15 protein-coding genes are annotated in these 16,922 nt (G+C 67.7%); 5 read left to right on the forward strand and 10 right to left on the reverse strand.

Translation table 11 applies throughout. The features are described from left to right. Positions 1 to 86 precede the first annotated feature (86 nt). A complete protein-coding gene (locus tag RTK35_RS25705) occupies positions 87 to 1,649 on the forward strand; it encodes an acyl CoA:acetate/3-ketoacid CoA transferase (protein ID WP_316909307.1) in 1,563 nt (520 codons plus the stop codon). Positions 1,650 to 2,414: 765 nt separating this feature from the next. Here the strand turns inward: RTK35_RS25705 and speB are convergent. Then, positions 2,415 to 3,377: an agmatinase gene (gene speB, locus RTK35_RS25710; protein WP_316909308.1), complete on the reverse strand. Its 963-nt coding sequence runs from the start codon at positions 3,375 to 3,377 to the stop codon at positions 2,415 to 2,417. A gap of 43 nt (positions 3,378 to 3,420) precedes the next feature. Beyond that, a complete protein-coding gene (locus tag RTK35_RS25715; RefSeq protein ID WP_316909309.1) occupies positions 3,421 to 4,503 on the reverse strand; it encodes a polyamine ABC transporter substrate-binding protein in 1,083 nt (360 codons plus the stop codon). Between the two features lie 110 nt (positions 4,504 to 4,613). Between RTK35_RS25715 and RTK35_RS25720 the strand changes: the two genes are divergently transcribed. Further along, complete coding sequence (locus RTK35_RS25720) at positions 4,614 to 5,522, forward strand: LysR family transcriptional regulator (RefSeq protein WP_316909310.1); 909 nt, start codon at positions 4,614 to 4,616, stop codon at positions 5,520 to 5,522. A 351-nt stretch (positions 5,523 to 5,873) separates the two neighbouring features. Here RTK35_RS25720 and RTK35_RS25725 read toward each other — a convergent pair whose 3' ends face one another. The 5 genes from RTK35_RS25725 to RTK35_RS25745 form a co-directional block, all read right to left on the reverse strand. Next, positions 5,874 to 6,995, reverse strand: a complete 1,122-nt coding sequence (locus RTK35_RS25725; protein WP_316909311.1) for a methyltransferase — start codon at positions 6,993 to 6,995, stop codon at positions 5,874 to 5,876. After that, complete coding sequence (locus tag RTK35_RS25730) at positions 6,992 to 7,618, reverse strand: TetR/AcrR family transcriptional regulator (RefSeq protein ID WP_172432464.1); 627 nt, start codon at positions 7,616 to 7,618, stop codon at positions 6,992 to 6,994. The genes RTK35_RS25725 and RTK35_RS25730 overlap by 4 nt, the downstream gene beginning before the upstream one ends. A gap of 305 nt (positions 7,619 to 7,923) precedes the next feature. Next, entirely contained in the window at positions 7,924 to 9,273 is a 1,350-nt protein-coding gene (locus RTK35_RS25735) for a glutamine synthetase family protein (RefSeq protein ID WP_174244733.1), read from the reverse strand. Positions 9,274 to 9,324: 51 nt separating this feature from the next. Next, complete coding sequence (locus RTK35_RS25740) at positions 9,325 to 9,882, reverse strand: helix-turn-helix domain-containing protein (protein ID WP_044412049.1); 558 nt, start codon at positions 9,880 to 9,882, stop codon at positions 9,325 to 9,327. Positions 9,883 to 9,925: 43 nt separating this feature from the next. Next, on the reverse strand, positions 9,926 to 11,215 hold the full coding sequence (locus tag RTK35_RS25745; RefSeq protein ID WP_316909312.1) for an FAD-binding oxidoreductase: 1,290 nt from the start codon (positions 11,213 to 11,215) through the stop codon (positions 9,926 to 9,928). Positions 11,216 to 11,418: 203 nt separating this feature from the next. On the opposite strand from RTK35_RS25745, the gene RTK35_RS25750 reads away from it, so the two are divergent. Both RTK35_RS25750 and RTK35_RS25755 read left to right on the forward strand, forming a co-directional pair. Then, positions 11,419 to 11,955, forward strand: a complete 537-nt coding sequence (locus RTK35_RS25750) for a tetratricopeptide repeat protein (RefSeq protein ID WP_074967403.1) — start codon at positions 11,419 to 11,421, stop codon at positions 11,953 to 11,955. A gap of 89 nt (positions 11,956 to 12,044) precedes the next feature. Then, the gene (locus tag RTK35_RS25755) at positions 12,045 to 12,284 is read left to right on the forward strand and encodes a DUF2388 domain-containing protein (protein WP_082078321.1); all 240 of its coding nucleotides are present in this window, start codon (positions 12,045 to 12,047) and stop codon (positions 12,282 to 12,284) included. 57 nt (positions 12,285 to 12,341) lie between these two features. Here the strand turns inward: RTK35_RS25755 and RTK35_RS25760 are convergent, their stop codons facing one another. Together RTK35_RS25760 and RTK35_RS25765 are read right to left on the reverse strand one after the other, a co-directional pair. Next, positions 12,342 to 13,313, reverse strand: a complete 972-nt coding sequence (locus RTK35_RS25760) for a fimbrial protein (protein WP_316909313.1) — start codon at positions 13,311 to 13,313, stop codon at positions 12,342 to 12,344. Positions 13,314 to 13,434: 121 nt separating this feature from the next. After that, a complete protein-coding gene (locus RTK35_RS25765) occupies positions 13,435 to 14,403 on the reverse strand; it encodes a fimbrial protein (protein WP_316909314.1) in 969 nt (322 codons plus the stop codon). Between the two features lie 305 nt (positions 14,404 to 14,708). On the opposite strand from RTK35_RS25765, the gene RTK35_RS25770 reads away from it, so the two are divergent. Further along, on the forward strand, positions 14,709 to 15,683 hold the full coding sequence (locus tag RTK35_RS25770) for a fimbrial protein (protein WP_160158611.1): 975 nt from the start codon (positions 14,709 to 14,711) through the stop codon (positions 15,681 to 15,683). 91 nt (positions 15,684 to 15,774) lie between these two features. Here RTK35_RS25770 and RTK35_RS25775 read toward each other — a convergent pair whose 3' ends face one another. Next, positions 15,775 to 16,797 carry a fimbrial protein gene (locus tag RTK35_RS25775; RefSeq protein WP_316909315.1) on the reverse strand — a complete coding sequence of 341 codons (1,023 nt, stop codon included), beginning with the start codon at positions 16,795 to 16,797 and terminating at the stop codon, positions 15,775 to 15,777. Positions 16,798 to 16,922: the final 125 nt, after the last annotated feature.

The following is a 16,922-nucleotide window of genomic DNA, read 5'->3' on the forward strand; positions in this document are numbered from 1 at the left end:
CCCGGGTCCGCTGCGCGGCCCTTCGCGGCTGAAGCCGCTCCCACGGGTGAACCCGGCAGCCCCCAATTCCACGCTCGAGGTACGACATGAGCAAAGTGATGAGCGCCGCCGAGGCTGTGGCGCGTATCCCCGACAACGCCCACCTGGCCACCGGCGGCTTCGTCGGCATCGGTTTCGCCGAGGCCGTCGCCATCGCCCTGGAGCAGCGCTTCCAGGCCGAGCAGGCGCCGCGCGACCTGACGCTGGTCTACGCCGCCGGCCAGGGCGACGGCAAGGGCCGGGGCCTCAACCACCTGGCCCACAAAGGGCTGGTGCGCCGCGTGATCGGCGGCCACTGGGGCCTGGTGCCCGGGTTGCAGAAGCTGGCGGTGGAGAACCGCATCGAGGCCTACAACCTGCCCCAGGGGGTGATCTCCCAGCTGTTCCGCGACATCGCCGCCGGCAAGCCGGGGCAGCTGTCGCGGGTGGGCCTCGGCACCTTCGTCGACCCCGAGCACGGCGGCGGCAAGCTCAATGCCCGCACCACCGAGGAGCTGGTGCGGCGCATGCCCCTCGACGGCGAGGACTACCTCTTCTACAAGGCCTTCCCCATCCACGTCGGGGTGGTCCGCGCCACCAGCGCCGACGAGGACGGCAACCTGACCATGGAGCGCGAGGCGCTGACCATCGAGAGCCTGGCCATCGCCATGGCCGCGCGCAATTCCGGCGGCCTGGTCATCGCCCAGGTGGAACGGGTGGTCGCCCGGGGCTCACTCAACCCGCGCCAGGTGAAGATCCCCGGCATCCTCGTCGACTGCGTGGTGGTCGCCGCGCCGGAGCACCACCAGCAGACCTTCGCCACCGCCTACAACCCGGCCTTCGCCGCCGAGGTGCGGGTGCCCGAGGGCAGCCTGCCGCCGATGCCGCTGGACCTGCGCAAGCTCATCGCCCGCCGCGCCGCGCTGGAACTCAAGCCCGGCGCGGTGGTGAACCTGGGCATCGGCATGCCCGAAGGCGTGGCGGCGGTGGCGGCGGAAGAAGGGGTGATCGACCTGCTCACCCTCACCGCCGAGCCCGGCGTGATCGGCGGCGTGCCGGCCTCGGGCCTGGACTTCGGCGCGGCCTGCAACCACAGCGCGCTGATCGACCAGCCCTACCAGTTCGACTTCTACGACGGCGGCGGCCTGGACCTCGCCTTCCTCGGCCTGGCCCAGGCGGATGCGGCGGGCAACCTCAACGTGTCGAAGTTCGGCACGCGCCTGGCCGGCGCCGGGGGCTTTATCAACATCAGCCAGAACGCCAAGGCGGTGGTCTTCGTCGGCACCTTCAGCGCCGGCCCGCAGGACATCCGCATCGAGAACGGCGCCCTGCGCATCGTGCAGGACGGCGAGCTGCGCAAGTTCGTCCGCGAGGTGGAGCACCGCACCTTCGCCGGCCGCCTCGCCGCCGAAGCCGGCAAGCCGGTGCTCTACGTGACCGAGCGCTGCGTGTTCCGCCTCACCACCGAGGGCCTGGAGCTGATCGAGGTCGCGCCGGGGGTGGATATCGAGCGCGACATCCTTGCCCGCATGGACTTCCGCCCCATCGTCAACCAACCCCGGCTGATGGATGCGCGGCTGTTCCAGGAGCCCCGCCTGGGCCTGCGCGCCATGATCGACGGTTGTGCGTGAAACCACGGGCCCACCCTTGGGCCCGTGGCTTTTTTCAGGTGCATCCCGTAGCCCACCCCGTGGGAGCGGCTTCAGCCGCGATGCTCGTGCTTCACCTCGTTCGCGAATGAGTTCGCTCCCACCGGGCCAGAGCGCTCCGTAGCCCGGGCTTCAGCCCGGGAATCCCCCGACTGGCACCGCCCCCGTAGGAGCGAGCTCTGCTCGCGAAGGCTCCTCCCCGGCACCACCGCCCGGCCCCGGACTGAAGTCCGGGCTACAGGTGGCACGACCTGTGGGAGCGGCTTCAGTCGCGATGCTCTTGCTTTACCTCGTTCGCGAATGAATTCGCTCCCACCGAGCCAGAGCGCTCCGTAGCCCGGGCTTCAGCCCGGGAATCCCTCCGGCTGGCACCAACCCCGAAGGAGCGAGCTCTGCTCGCGAACGCCCATCCTCGGCACCACCACCCCTCCCCGGAGTGAAGTCCGGGCTACAGGTGGCCACCCTGTGGGAGCGGCTTCAGCCGCGATGCTCGCGCTTCACCTCGTTCGCGAATGAATTCGCTCCCACCAAGCCAGAGCGCTCCGTAGCCCGGGCTTCAGCCCGGGAATCCCTCCGACTGGCACCGCCCCCGTAGGAGCGAGCTCTGCTCGCGAAGGCTCCTCCCCGGCATGCCCGTCCCCGGACTGAAGTCCGGGCTACAGATGGCAGACCCTGTGGGAGCGGCTTCAGCCGCGATGCTCGTGCTTTACCTCGTTCGCGAATGAATTCGCTTCCACAGAGCCGCGCCTACCGCTCCCCCAACTTATGCCGCGCGGCATACAGGCAGATCATCTCCATCGCCAGGGTGGCGCCGGCCAGGGCGGTGACTTCGGCGTTGTCGTAGGGCGGTGCCACTTCCACCACGTCCATGCCCACCAGGTTGATGCCGCGCAGGCCGCGGAGGATTTCCAGCGCCTGGTGGCTGGAGAGCCCGCCGCACACGGGGGTGCCGGTGCCGGGGGCGAAGGCCGGGTCGAGGCAGTCGATGTCGAAGGTCAGGTACACCGGGTTGTCCCCCACCCGCGCGCGGATGCGCTCGGCGATCTGCTCCGGCGTGTGGCGGTGCACCTCGCGGGCGTCCAGCACCTGGAAGCCCATCACGTCGTCGTTGGTGGTGCGCAGGCCGATCTGCACCGAGCGCGCCGGGTCCACCAGGCCCTCGCGGGCGGCATGGAAGAACATCGTCCCGTGGTCGATGCGCTGGCCGTCCTCGTCCGGCCAGGTGTCGCTGTGGGCGTCGAAGTGGATCAGCGACAGCGGCCCGTGCTTGGCCGCGTGGGCCTTGAGCAGCGGGTAGCTGATGAAGTGATCGCCGCCCAGGGTGAGCATCGCCGCGCCGGCCTCGAGGATGTGCGCGGCGTGGGCCTGGATCGCCTCCGGCGTGTGCTGCGGCGTGCCGTGGTCGAATGCGCAGTCGCCGAAGTCGATCACCGCCAGGTGGTCGAAGGGGTCGAACTCCCAGGGAAAATGCCGCGCCCAGGCCATCTGCACCGAGGCGGCGCGGATGGCGCGGGGCCCGAAGCGGCTGCCGGGACGGTTGGTAGTGGCGGTGTCGAAGGGCACCCCGCTCACCACCAGGTCGACGCCGGCGAGGTCGCGGCTGTAGCGCCGGCGCATGAAGCTGGTGATGCCGGCGTAGGTGGCTTCGGCGGCCGTGCCCAGCAGGCTCGGCCGGGTGATGGCCTGGTCGTTGTCGAAGGCGTGTTCCATGTCATCGGGCTCCGTCGGGGGTGGGGTGTGCATCTGCGCGGGTTCAGTACTGGGTGCGGAAGCGGGTCCAGATGCGGTTGCGCTCGCGCTGCTCCTTGAGCGTCAGTTCCTGCTCGCCGAACAGGCGGTCGCGCACGGCCTGGTCCGGGTAGATGTCCGGGTCGTTCGCCACCGCCGGGTCCAGCAGTGGCGTCGCGGCCTTGTTGGCGTTGGCGAAGAACTGGCTGTTGGTCAGCTCGGCGATGGCCTCGGGGCGCAGCATCCAGTCGATGAAGGCGTGGGCCGCCTGGGGGTGCGGCGCGTCGGCGGGGATGGCCAGGGTGTCGAACCAGATCAGCGTGCCCTCGCGGGGGATGCGGTAGACCACCTCGAAGGGCATCTTCGCCTCGCGGGCCTGCTCGGCGGCGATGGCGGCGTCGCCGTTGTAGGTCAGCGCCAGGCAGATCTCGCCCTTGGCCAGGTCGTTGATGTGCTTGCCGGCGCCGACGTAGCGCAGGTTCGGCTGCAAGGCGGTGAGCAGCTCATGGACCGCCGCGAGGTCGGCCTTGGCGGTGCTGTACGGGTCCTTGCCGAGGTAGTGCAGGGCCACGCTGATGACCTCCTGGGGCGAGTCGATCACGGCGATGCCGCAGTCCTTCAGGCGGCTGGCGTACTCGGGCTTGAACAGCAGGTCGAGGCTGTTCAGCGGTGCATCGGGGATGCGTTTCTGCACCGCGTCGCGGTTCAGCCCCAGGCCGATGGTGCCCCAGGTGTAGGGCACGCCGAAGCGGTTGCCGGGGTCGACGCTGGCGAGCTTGGCCAGCAGCTGCGGGTCGAGGTTGGCGTAGTGGTGCAGTTGCTCACGCTGCACCGGCTGCACCGCATTGGCCTTGATCGCCCGCGCCAGGCCGCTGCTGGCGGGGAACACCACGTCATAACCGCTGCCGCCGGTCATCAGCTTGGCGTCGAGGGCCTCGGCGCTGTCGAAGATGTCGTACTTCACCCGGATGCCGGTCTCGGCCTTGAAGCGCTCCAGCGCCTGGGGCGGGATGTAGGCGGACCAGCTGTAGAGGTTCAGCTCCCGGTCCTGCCCATGGGCGGGCAGGACACAGGCGGCGAGCAGGGCGAACAACAGGGAAAGGCGCATGGCGAAAGCTCCCGGAGCGGTGATGGGACGATCCTGCGCCGGGCTTTGCTTCGGATAAATATGAAGTGTTCTACTTTGGCATCGCTCACCATCGATGTTTGGAGATCCCCATGCTCGCCCAACTCCAGGACCTGGACCTGCAGCTGCTCAGGCTGTTCGTCACCGTGGTGGAAAGCGGCGGCTTCAGCGCCGCCCAGGGCGCGCTGGGGGTGGGCCAGTCCACCATCAGCACGCAGATGGCCAAGCTGGAGACGCGCCTGGGCTTCCGCCTGTGCGAGCGCGGCAAGGCCGGCTTCCGCCTGACCCCCAAGGGCGAGCAGGTGCTGGCGGCCACGCGGCGGCTGTTCGGCGCCATCGAGACCTTCAAGGGCGAGGCGCGGGGCATGGCCGACATGCTCCTGGGCGAGCTGCGCATCGGCCTCTCCGAGTCCCTCGACGATGCCGTGATGCAACGCCTGGCCGATGCCATCCGGCGCTTCCGCTCACGCCGCCAGGCGGTGCGCATCGAGCTGCTCAGCGCCATGCCCGCCGAACTGGAGCGGCGCCTGCTGCAGGACCAGCTGCACCTGGCCATCGGCTACTTCTCCGGCAACCAGCAGGCGCTGGAACACCGGCCGTTGTTCGTCGAGGAGCAGCTGCTGTTCTGCGGCGCCGGGCACCCGCTGTTCGACCGCACGCGCGTGACCGAGGACGACCTGCGCCAATGCGACCGGGTGCTGCACCCCTACCGCTTCATCGGCGAGGCGGAGCCCTTCCAGTCCGCCGCCAGCAGCGCGGTGACCGAGCAGGTGGAAGGCACCCTGGCGCTGATCCTCTCCGGCGCCCACATCGGCTACCTCCCCCGCCATATCGCAGCGCCCTGGGAGGCACGCGGGCAACTCCGCGCCCTGCTGCCCGAGCGCCTGGGCTTCGACGTCGAATTCCGCCTCACCCACCACCGCGGCCGCGAACCCAGCGAAGCGCAGCAGGCGTTCGTCGAAGACCTCCTGGCCGCCTTCGGCGGGGTGGACCGGGCGTAGGGTGGACCGCGCTTCATCGGTCCACCATTCGTGGCCATGGCGGGCGCCATTGGTGGATGGAAAGGGCGCCATCCACCCTACGCCCCGGCCGGCGATGTGCCGATGTGTAGGGGCGAATTCATTCGCCCAAGCAGTGCGCAGCACTGCCCGACTCGGTGCCCCCGGGAGCGCTGCTGGTTGATGGAAAAAGCGCCACCCACCTTACGCAGCGCCCGGTGAAATGCCGACCGTGGGGAGCCAATTCATTCGCGTTCAAGACCTGGCCATAGGGGGCGGTTGGTACAGCTCACCGCATCCGATGGGGCCTTGTGGACACCGGGGCCGAGAACGCTTGTGCGGCGTCGGGCTGGCCTAGCCTTGTTGGGCCAAACGCAGCACCAGCAGCTTCGCCAGGGACCGGGTCTCGACCACCTCCTCGATTTGAAAACCACCGCGCAGGCAGAGCGTTCGCCACTCGTCCAGGGTGCGCTCACGCCCTTGCCCTGCCATGAACATCTGCATGTCGCACAACGCTCCGGGGAGGTCGGGGTGGTCGTCCGCCAGCACCATTTCCATGAGCACCACCCGTGCTCCGCTCTGGCCGATAGCCCGCCGCAGAGTCGCGAGCCCTTTCAGGCAGTCAGCCTCGCCAAAGCCATGAAGTACGGCGGACAGCAGGTAGAGATCACCCTCGTCTTGCGCCTCGGGCAGCATCTCGAACAGGTCACCGGCCACGAACTGCAGGCGATCCAGCGCCGGCTCAGGGTGTTCGCACCAATAACGGAGGGCCTCGGCAACCACCCCTGGCCTGTCGACCACGCAGGCACGCAGGTGGCCGTGGCGCCTCAACAGGGCCAGGGACTTGCGCCCACGCGAGCCGCCGACATCGATGATGCGGTCCACCCGCTGCCAATCCATGTCCGTGGTGAAGCTGTCGCCGGCCAGGGCTTCGACGCTGTCCATGGCGGCCGAGAACAGGGCGTCGAATGGTGCATCCGCATTCAGGCGCTCGAACAGCTCCTGCCCATGGCTGAGCACGAAGGGTGGGACGCCCTGGCGAATGCCTTCTTCCAGGTGCCAGTACCAGGGGGCACTCATGGCTCGGCTGTTATGCAGCAACACCATGGCCCGCACGCTGCGGGGGTGATCCTGACGCAGCCAGGCGGAGGTCGACGAATTGCAGAAGCAGCCGCGTTGCGGCTCGGCGAACACGCCGCTTGCAACCAGCAGACGAAGCAGACGAGCCAGGGCATCCGGGGACACCTGCAGACGTTCGGCAAGCTCTCCGACGGCCAGGGTGTCATCGCCAAGCTGGCTGGCGATATCCAGACGAGTGGCGACATCCAACGCTCGCGAGAGCCAGAACGCCGAGCCCATCTGGATCAGGCGGAAAGGCGCAGGCAGCAATTGCGCGACGAGCCGTTGCAACCCGGCGACAGCGCGCATCGACAACCGGAAGCCACGTACGGCCATGGAATTGCGCTGGAGGCTCATGCCCTCTCCTCCCCGCTCACCTGGGGACTGAGCCCGGCACTGAACAGCCGGCCATTGAGGCACGCCAGGCCGGCGAGGAAGTCGGCATCCATCGGTCTGTCCATCTGTTCCTCGAATACGTCCCGCAGCAGCATTGGGGTCATGGCCAGGCTGACGAAAGCCATGCGCAGCATGTCGGGGTCGATCTCCGGGTCGATTCGACCGGCCTGCTTGAGATCGGCGACCCTGCGCGCACCGCCGCTTCGGCCTCGCTCCAGCAGTTGCTGGAGAAAGCGACGCCCCGGCCCTCGGTTGAGGGCGAGCACCTTGAGCACCAGGCGAGGCAGCTCCGGTTGGGACGCCATGGCGTCGTAGTAGAGCCGGAGGAAGCCGGCAAACCCGTCGACGCTGGCCAGCAGGGGGCCGTCGAGCACCTCCAGCAGGGGATTGAACGCCTCCCGCAACATCTCTTCGTAGAGCCCCTCCTTGCTGCCGAAGTAGTAGCGGATCATCGACTGGTTGGCGCCCGCCATCTCGGCGATCTGGCGCGTGGTGACCTGGTGGTAGTCATCCCCGAGGAAGCAGGCCCGGGCCGCCTGGAGCAGACGCTCACGCACCGATGGCCCAGCAGGTTTTTGTGGCATGGCGGTACCTCCCTGAAATCCTGCACGGGAGGCTAACAGTCCAGCGACGAACGTCCGCCGGGTTTCGTCAATCAGATAGGGGGCGGTGAATGACACCGCGTGACCACCGGGTTCTCTGCCCATGGCGGGTGCCATTGGTGGATGGAAAGAGCGCTATCCACCCTTCGCCCCGATCAACGACGTGCCGGTGTGTAGGGGCGAATTCATTCGCCCAGGCAGTGCGCAGCGCTGCCCGACTCGGTGTCTCCGGGAACACCGCGGGTGGATGGAAAAAGCGCCACCCACCCTGCACATAGCGTGTTCCGCTACAGGTACCAGCGGTATTCCCGGGCGCTGACTTCGTTGATGAAGTCGAGGTACTCCTGGCGCTTGTTCTCGCAATAGACCATGACGAATTCGCTGCCCAGGCCCTGGTTGACCACGGGGTGGTCGCGCATGGCGGCGACGGCGGTGAGCATGTCCTTGGGGAAGTCGATGCCGCTGGAGCGGTCTTCGTTGAGCGGGGCGATGGGGTCGCGGGCGGCGTCGAGGCCGTGCTCCATGCCGGTGAGGATGGCCGCCAGCACCAGGTAGGGGTTGGCGTCGGCGCCGGCCAGGCGGTGTTCGATGCGCAGATTGCGGCCGTCGGACTCGGGGATGCGGATGCACGCATCGCGGTCTTCGAAGCCCCAGCTGGCGCGGCTGGCGGCGTTGACCATGGCGCCGTAGCGGCGGAAGGCGTTGTGGTTGGCGGCGAAGATCGGCATGCAGTGGGGCAGCAGGTCCAGGCAGCCGGCCACGGCGTGGCGCAGCGGGCGCTGGCCCTGGGCGTCCAGCAGGTTGTGGCCGTCGCGGTCGTAGAGGCTGACGTGCACGTGCATGCCGCTGCCCGGTGCCTGCAGGTAGGGCTTGCTCATGAAGCTGGCGCGCAGGCCGTGCTTGAGGGCGACGCCACGGGTGCTGCGGCAGAACAGGGCGGCCCAGTCGGCGGCCTTGAGGCCGTCGTCGCAGTGGCCGAAGTTGATCTCGAACTGGCCGGGGCCGAGTTCGGCGGTGATGACGTTGGCGGCCACGCCCTGTTCGTTGGCGGCGTCGACCATTTCGTGCAGCACGCTGGAGAAGCGCGAGAGGCGCTCGATGTGCATGTTCGGCTGGTCGTCCTCGTCCTCGCACAGCGGGTCGCGGGGGAAGCGCGGCAGACCGGCGTCGAGCTTGCGGTCGAACAGGTAGAACTCCAGCTCGAAGGCCACCACCGGGCGGATGCCGCGCCGCTCCAGGCGCTGCAGCACGCGGGCGAGCACTTCACGGGGTTCGAATTCGATGGGCGCTTCGGTGCCGTCGGAGGTGATCAGCATCTGCCCCAGGGGCTCCTTCTCCCAGCGCACCGGCACCAGGGTACCCGGCACCAGGCGGCGCGGGGCGTCCGGGTCGCCGTCGGCGAAGCAGTAGTCACCGATGGGGTACAGCCCGCCCTGGGTGCCGAGCAGCACGCAGTTCTGCGGGACCTTCAGCGGGCCGCCGGCGGCCACTTTCTCCAGCATGTCGATGGGGTAGCGCTTGCCGTAGAAGTGCCCGGGGATGTCCAGGCAGATGAGGTCGACGTAGCGGATGTCCGGGTGACGTTCGCGGAAGGCGCGGACTTCGCTGAGCAGATCGGGGTGTCTTGTTGTTGTCATCACTGCGGTCCTGCAAGGGAAAGGGGTGTTCGGGGGAGAAGCCGCCGGGTGTCAGGTGAAGACCCAGAGCACCCGCGTCGGCCGTTCGGAGAGGTTGGCGTAGCGGAACTGCGCATGGGGCGGCAGCTGGAAGCTGTCGTTGGCGTAGAGGGTCACCGGCTCGGCGTCGTCGCCGTACCAGAGCGTCAGCTCGCCTTCGAGGACGAAGCCGCCCTGCTCGGAGCTGTCGTCCAGGTGCCCTTCGCCGCTGGTGGCGCCGGGCTCCAGGTGGCTTTCGAGCATGGAGAAACCGCCGGACATGGTCGGCGAGGCCAGCACGTCGGTGATACCGCCGGCGTAATAGAGGGTGCGGCGCTCGTCGGGGCGGGTGACCCAGGGGATCTCGCGGGGCTTGCTGAGGCTGTAGAAGTAGGTGGTCGGCACCCCCAGCGCTTCGCTGATGGCGGTGAGGTCGGCCACCGTGGGGCGCGAGAGGCCGCGCTCGACCTGGGAGAGGAAGCCCACCGAGCGGTCGATGCGGGTGGCCAGGTCGCCCAGGGTCACGTTCTTGTGCTTGCGCAGGTCGCGGATGAGGATCGCGAGGCCTTCGATTTCGTCTTGCTTGTCCATCTGGAATCTCCGTGGTGCCCGCCGGGTGCCGGCGGGCGGCCCTTCAGATCACGTCGCGCAGGCGGTAGTACGCCTTGCCGATGGCCTCCAGCGGCGGCGCCAGCAGCGCGCCACCTGGGAAGCCGGGGTTGTTCAGGCGCTGGTAGAGCCCCAGCAGGCGGTCGTCACCGAGAATGGCGTCGGCCACGGCACGGGCACCGGCCAGGGTCGGCAGCACGCCGTGCCCGGAGAAGCCCTGCAGCCAGTAGCGCTGGCCGCTGCGGCCGATGTCCGGGGTGCGCTTCATGCTGCAGTCCAGGTGCCCGCCCCAGCCGTACTCGATGCCCACGCCGCGCAGCTGCGGGAAGACCCGCTCCAGGTGCGGCTGGGTGGCGGCCGCTACGTCCCTGGGCAGGCCACCCAGGTAGGTGCAGCCACCGCCGAAGAGCAGGCGGTTGTCGGGGGTGAGGCGGAAGTAGTCGGGGACGAACTGGTTGTCGATCACGCAGCTGTTGCGCGGCAGCAGGGAGCGCGCCAGCGCCGGGTCCAGCGGTTCGGTGGCGACCTGGTAGGAGCCCACCGGCAGCACGCGCCGGGCCAGGGCCGGGTCGAGGCGGTCGATGTAGGCGTTGCAGGCCAGCACCAACACGTCGGCGCGCACTTCGCCTTCGGCGGTGCGCACGCTGTAGCCCTCGCCGCGGGTGCGGTATTCCAGGGCCTGGGTCTGTTCGAAGATGCGCCCGCCAGCCGCTTCCAGGGCATTGGCCAGGCCGTGGGCGAGCTTCAGCGGGTCGAGGTGGCCGGCCTCGGGGTCGTAGAGGGCGGCCTGGTAGCGCGGGCTGCCGATCCATTCGGGCAGTTCGTCGCGCTCGATGACGCGCAAGGCGTCGTAGCCCCACTTCGCCTCGGCCTCGCGCTGGGCCTCGTGCAGCTGGCCGACCCGGCGCGGCAGTACGGCGGCCCACAGGCTGCCGCTGCGGTAGTCCATCTCGAAGCCGTGGCGGGCGGGCAGCTCGCGGATCTCTTCGGCGGCCCAGCGCATGCTGTCCCACAGTTGGCGGGCGCCGTCGACGCCGAGCGCCTTCTCCAGCGGGGGCATGTCGCAGGACCAGCCCAGCAAGGCCTGCCCGCCGTTGCGCCCGGAGGCCGCCCAGGCCAGCCGGCTGGCCTCCAGCACCACCACGCGCTTGCCGGCCAGGGCCAGACGCAGGGCGGTGTGCAGGCCGCTGAAGCCGCCGCCGACCACCACCACGTCGCAGTCCTGGCTCGCCTGCAGGCGCGGGCGCAGCGGGATGGGGCCGGGGAAGGCGGCGGCGTACCAGGTACCGACATGCTGGGCGGATTGCTTGAACATGGGGGCCTCGTGAAATTTTGTAGATTTAATTTCATGAAAATCTATCCAATAAATTTCACAAAGCCAACCCCGGGACGAACCGACGAGAACCCTTTCACGCGGGGCCGGTCCCACTGGCTGCAACACCTTGAAGCGCGAGCGGAAGCCGATCACCCTGTACGCCCGGCGCCGCCGCCCATCACTGCCCTGGCCGAGGAGCCTCCATGCGTCCGTCACTGTCCCGCCTGTCCGTCCCGCTGCTGGCCGTCGCCCTGCTGGCCGGCTGCACCCACACTGCCAAGACACCGGAGCGCCCTGCCGAGGCGCAGGCGCCGGCCAACGTCATCCGCGAGACGCCGCCCAGCGAGCTGGAGGTGCTGCAGGTGCAGGCCCAGCGCGGCGACCCGGAGAGCCAGTTCAAGCTGGGCAGCCACTTCTTCGTGGCCAAGGACTACCGCCAGGCCCAGTACTGGTGGGCCCGCGCCGCCGACCAGGGCAACGCCGTGGCGGCGGTGAGCCTGGCCTTCCTCTACACCGGCCGCAACGACCCGGCCCTGGCCAACCAGCCGGAGATGCTGCGCTACCTGAACCAGTCCGCCGCCGCCGGCAACCCCATGGCCCAGCACGTGCTCGGCAGCCTGTACCTGCGTGGCGAAGGCGTGCCGCGCGACCCGGACCAGGCCCGCCGCCTGTACCAGTCGGCCTGCGCCCAGCACTACGAGGCCAGTTGCAAGGCGGTGCAGGCGCTGCCGGGCCATTGAGAGCAAACCCGATGCGCAAAGCGCTTGCTGTTGCACTGCTTGCCGGTTCATTGCCGAGCCATGCCGGGGAGAAGCTGGATGGGGTGGCCATGAGCATCACCCTTGTCGCTTTAGGCACCCTCTGCCTTCCGAGCTACTCGACCGGGGCCCTCATGGACTCGGGACACAAGGCACGGGCGCGGGACGATGCCGCCGCCTTCGTCGCCAGCGACGGCGACATCCGGGGCCCCGAGCTGGAACGGGCCCTGCGCGAGCTGCGCCAACAGCCGCTGCCCACCGGCACCGACGACCTGGCCCTGGCTCGCGCCATCCTCGCCTCTACACCCTGAGGTCCTTCAGTTGCCGATCCTGCCGGCGTCGTTCCGGGCCATGGGGGCGTTCTCGGGCTACTCGTAGAACAGCGTGAGGGTGGCGGTGGTGATCACCGCGCCGGGGGCGATATCCGGCTCGTGCTGGTGGTAGCGGGCGATGAGCGGGATGGCGCTGGGGCCACCCTGGGTACCGCTGGCCTGATGGAAGGCCTTGGTCCCGAGCACCAACGGCTCACCATCGCCAGCGCCCTTGAGCAGTTGCACACCCACGCCTCTGGCCATGCCGGGGCCAGTGCTGTTCTGCAGCACCGAGTCCGCGGCCTTCAGCCCGTCCACGCGGTAGTGGATGCGGATGTCCGGGTCGCAATCCAGGTGGATGTCGAACGGCCGCTCCCGGGCGGAACTGCCCACCCCCTCGAAGTGGTGGAGGTTGGCGGTGGGCAGGTGCACGGTGAGGGCCGGTTCGAGCAGCCGGCAACCCTTCTTGTTGAACACCAGGCGGGTCGGCGGGAAGGTCAGTTCGTTGGTCAGCAGGTTGTGGTAGTAGACCTGGATCGGCTTGATGGCGAAGGTGCCCGACTCGATGGGGCCGGTCTTGATCAGCTGGAACCACCACAGCTGGGCGGGTGCGTAGGTGGTGGCGGAGATCTGCGTCTCGGTGCGCGGGTGGCCCATGAAGATGCCGCCGCTCATGGTGGCGGGCGGACGGCTGCCGTTGTTGGCCCAGGCCACCTTGACGCCGATGCCCGGCACGCCGCTTTCATACACATGTTCGAGGGCCGTCCGCTGCATGGTGGCGCTGTAGCCGTGGTCCATCCACAGGGTGCCAGGCCCCGTGCAGGTGGCGCTGGCGCTGCCGCCGCCCATCCAGCGGTTGGTGTCGTACAGCACGGTGCCGATCGGCGCATCGCGGTGAACGGTCAGGGTGGTGGGCAGCGGCAGCTGGTTCTTGTGCCCCGACCCGCTGCAGCTGGCCCCCCAGGCCATGCCGGACGCGAGCAGGAGCGCCAGGGCGCTGGCCAGCCGGGTGAAAGGACGCGGGCTCATGAAGGTGACCGGGGAAAAATGGGGGGCGAATTCTAATGATTCGCTCCGTCTCTCCCTGTCGGCTAGGCGTCCGGCGTGACCGCCACGTCTGTAGGCAAGCGCCGTAGGACGATCGAGTGCCCTATTCGTAGAACATCGTGAGGGTGGCGGTGGTGATCACTTTGCCGGGCGTTACAGCGGTGTCGACCTGGTAATAGCGGGCTATCAGCGGAATCACGCTGAGCCCGGCCATCTCCCCGGTGTACAGGTGATAGGCCTTGGCGCCCAGCACCAGCGGTGTGCCGCCACCCGCACCTTTGAGCAGCTGCACCCCTACGCCCTTGGCCATGCCGGGCCCCTCGCTGTTCTCCAGCACCGACATGAAATGGATCCCATCCACACGGTAGGAGACGTGGACATCAGCGTCGCACTCCAAGGGGATGGTGAACGGACGCTCCCCTGCCGAACTGCCGTAACCGTCGAAGTGATGCAGGTTTGCAGTTGGCAGCGTCACGGTGATAGCAGGGTTGAGCATTCGGCAACCCCGCTTGTTGAACACCAGTTGGCTCGCCGGGAAGGTGAGTTCATTGGTCAGCAGGTTGTGGTAGTAGACCTGGATCGGTGCGATCTGGAAGGTACCCGAGGCAATGGGGCCGGTCTTGATCAACTGGACCCACCAGAGCTGGGCCGGCGCGTAGGTGTTGGCGGATATCTGCGTTTCAGTGCGCGGGTACCTCATGTAGGAGCCCCCGCTCATGGTGGGTGGCGGACGGTTGGCGTTGTTCGCCCAGGCCACTCGGATACCGATACCCGGAACACCCGACTCATAGACGTCCGGCATTGAAGTGGCTGTCATGGCCGCTCTGTAGCCATGGTCCTGCCAGATGGTGCCCGGTCCGGAGCAGGAGGCCGAGGCCACGCCCGTGCCGATCCAGCCATGGGTGTCGTAGAGCACCGAGCCGATGGGCGCATCGCGCTGCAGGGACAGCGTGGTAGGCAGCGGGAACTGGGTCTTGCGCCCCGAGCCTGTGCAACTGGCGCCCCAGGCAAGGCTGGACATCAACAGGAGCGCCAGGGCACCTGCCAGCGTGCGGCATGCGGCGTGCTTCATGGGGATGACCGACAGGGTAGGAAAAGGGGTGGGAATTTTACCGATGCCATCAACATCGCCGTGTCGGCCACCCTTCACGCAAGCCTTGCAACCCTGTAGGCCATCGTCACTACATTCATAGTCAATCAACCCACGAAATCGAATGGCCGGCCTGCCACGATTCGCCGGATATCCCCTCTCATTAAGCAATCAACGGCTTTAGGAGCCAGTGCCGTCCGATGCCCAGCCCCGGGACAAAGGCTATGGCGCGGACTCATTCCGGTCGCTCTCTAAGAATCCCCTCCTCCTCGTTCACGGTGCCTTCCATGAACACATCCCTGTGCCTTGCGTCCGGCAGTGTGCTTGCGCTGCTGGCAATGTCCGGCCTCGCCCTGGGAGCCAACTGCTCAGGGTCAGGGTTGAAGACCAGCTACCCACTCCCCGCCACCCTCACAATCCAGCGGGACGCGCCGGTCGGTACCGTGCTGCATGACTCGGGGGGCTGGGTCGGTGGCGGTCAGGCGTCGGCGCGCTGCTCGGGCTTCGGCACCTTCTGGCTCGATCTGGGCTTCACCGGCAACACCAAGGCCACCGGCCTGGAGCATGTCTACGAGACCGGCGTGCCAGGGGTCGGCATCAAGGTGGCCTGGAACAACAACCCCCAGTCCCGTCCGGCGGGCATGGACGGCGGGATCTACATGACCATCCCGCGCTCCACCACACAGATTTCGCGGGACACCTATGCGCCGGCCCAGCGCTGGTGGATCCAGTTGATCAAGACCGGGCCCATCGCCTCGGGCACTTACCAGATCGCGCCGATCCGCAACTACTACCACAACCTCCTGACCAACGAGCTGGTGTTCCCGGCGAGCCAGGTGATCTACCAGAAACGCGGGTGCCGGTTGCAGAACTCGTCCCTGGACGTACGCATGGCCAAGGCCCAGCTGCGGGACTTCACCGGGCCGGGCTCAACCGCGCGGCCGACGAATTTCCAGATTCCCCTGGAATGCGATCCGGACCTGCGCCTCTCCTACAGCCTGGACGCGCCGCTCAAGGCATCGCCTTCGGTGGTCCACAGCAGCGATACACGGGGCACGGCGCGGGGAGTGGGGGTGCAACTGCTCAGGGACAGCAACGGCGCCCCGGTGGTGTTCGGCGAGAAGGTCTTCTACACCGCCCTGGGGCCCGACCGGGGTGCGCTCCTCAACATCCCGCTCACGGCACGCTATTACCAGCTCGACACCGAGGTGGTGCCAGGCACGGTAGAGGCGCTGGTGCACCTGACGCTGTATTACGAGTGAGGCGAGCAGCGCCGTGAGCGCTGCCGAAAACAGGCCCAGGCCAAGCCAAGGCTCGGCAGCGGGTGCGTACGTCGTATCGGAGACCCGGCCGTCACTCGTAATACAGGGTTACCGTTGCAGTGGTCAGGATAAGGCCCGGTCTGATCTGCTCCTGGAACTGGTAGTAGCGGGCCTGGAGCTCGATTTTCATATCGCTGTTCGGTCTGTCGGCTGTGCCCAGAACATACTTTTGGCCAAGCAAGAGCGGCTGCACCCCATCTGATTGCAGCAGTTGCACGCCGATGCCACTCGCCAGCTTGAGCGAACCCGTGACGTTCTTGAGTACCGAGTCCGTCGCAGGCAACCCATCGATGCGGTAGGACACATTGACCCCTTCATCGCAGTCCAGATCGATGCTGAAGATTCGGGGGCGCGCCGTTGAGCCGCCCCCCTTGAACTGGCCGATATTGGACTGCAGCAGCGTGACCGTCTGCGTTGCGCCGGTCGCCACACAGCCACGCTTCTGGAACACCACCTGCGACGAGAGAAAGTTGAGCTGGTTGGTCAGCTCATCGTCGTAGTAGATCCGCACCGGATTCATGCTGAGGACGCCCGAGTTGATCGTGTCCGTCTTGATCAGCTGGATCCACCAGCGTTGCGCGGGTGAATAGTGGTTTCGCGGGATTGGCGTTCGGCGCCGTGCAGAGCGCATCATCTCCCCGCCTTCCATGTGAGCAGGGGTGTCCAGACTGCTGGACCAGGCAACCCGGATGCCGACACCCGGCAGGCCGGTGGCGTAGACGTCCGTCTTGCCAGGCACCTTGACTTCACTGGGGCCGGAAATAAAGCCCGTCCCGATGTAGTGCTGGAAGAGCCCCATGCAGTCCACATAGGCATCGCCGGAGCCGATCCAACCATGGGTGTCGTAGATGACGCCACCGATCGGCAGGTCACGGGGCACATGGAGGGGGCTGGGGAACGTGAAGTTGGTACTCTGGCCGCGCTTCAGGCTGCAGCCCAGCGCATGGGGGCTCACTACCCCCATCACGGGGAACAGCGCGATCACCAAGAGATACATCAGAAGTCGAGACGGCGTGATCAACTGTGCTCTCCGTACATCAAGCGGAGCAGGCATGCTAGGTATCCGTCACAGTGCGGTAAATCGGCGCTGGCCCCTCCAGCCGTAGGGCCCTATCAATACCTCACCGACCCGTTTCACCACTTACATCAACCTGTGCGCCATTGGCCCAACCGGTAACC

Origin of the sequence: Pseudomonas sp. zfem003, from assembly GCF_032621675.1 — a bacterium.
Taxonomy (GTDB): Bacteria; Pseudomonadota; Gammaproteobacteria; order Pseudomonadales; family Pseudomonadaceae; genus Metapseudomonas; species Metapseudomonas otitidis.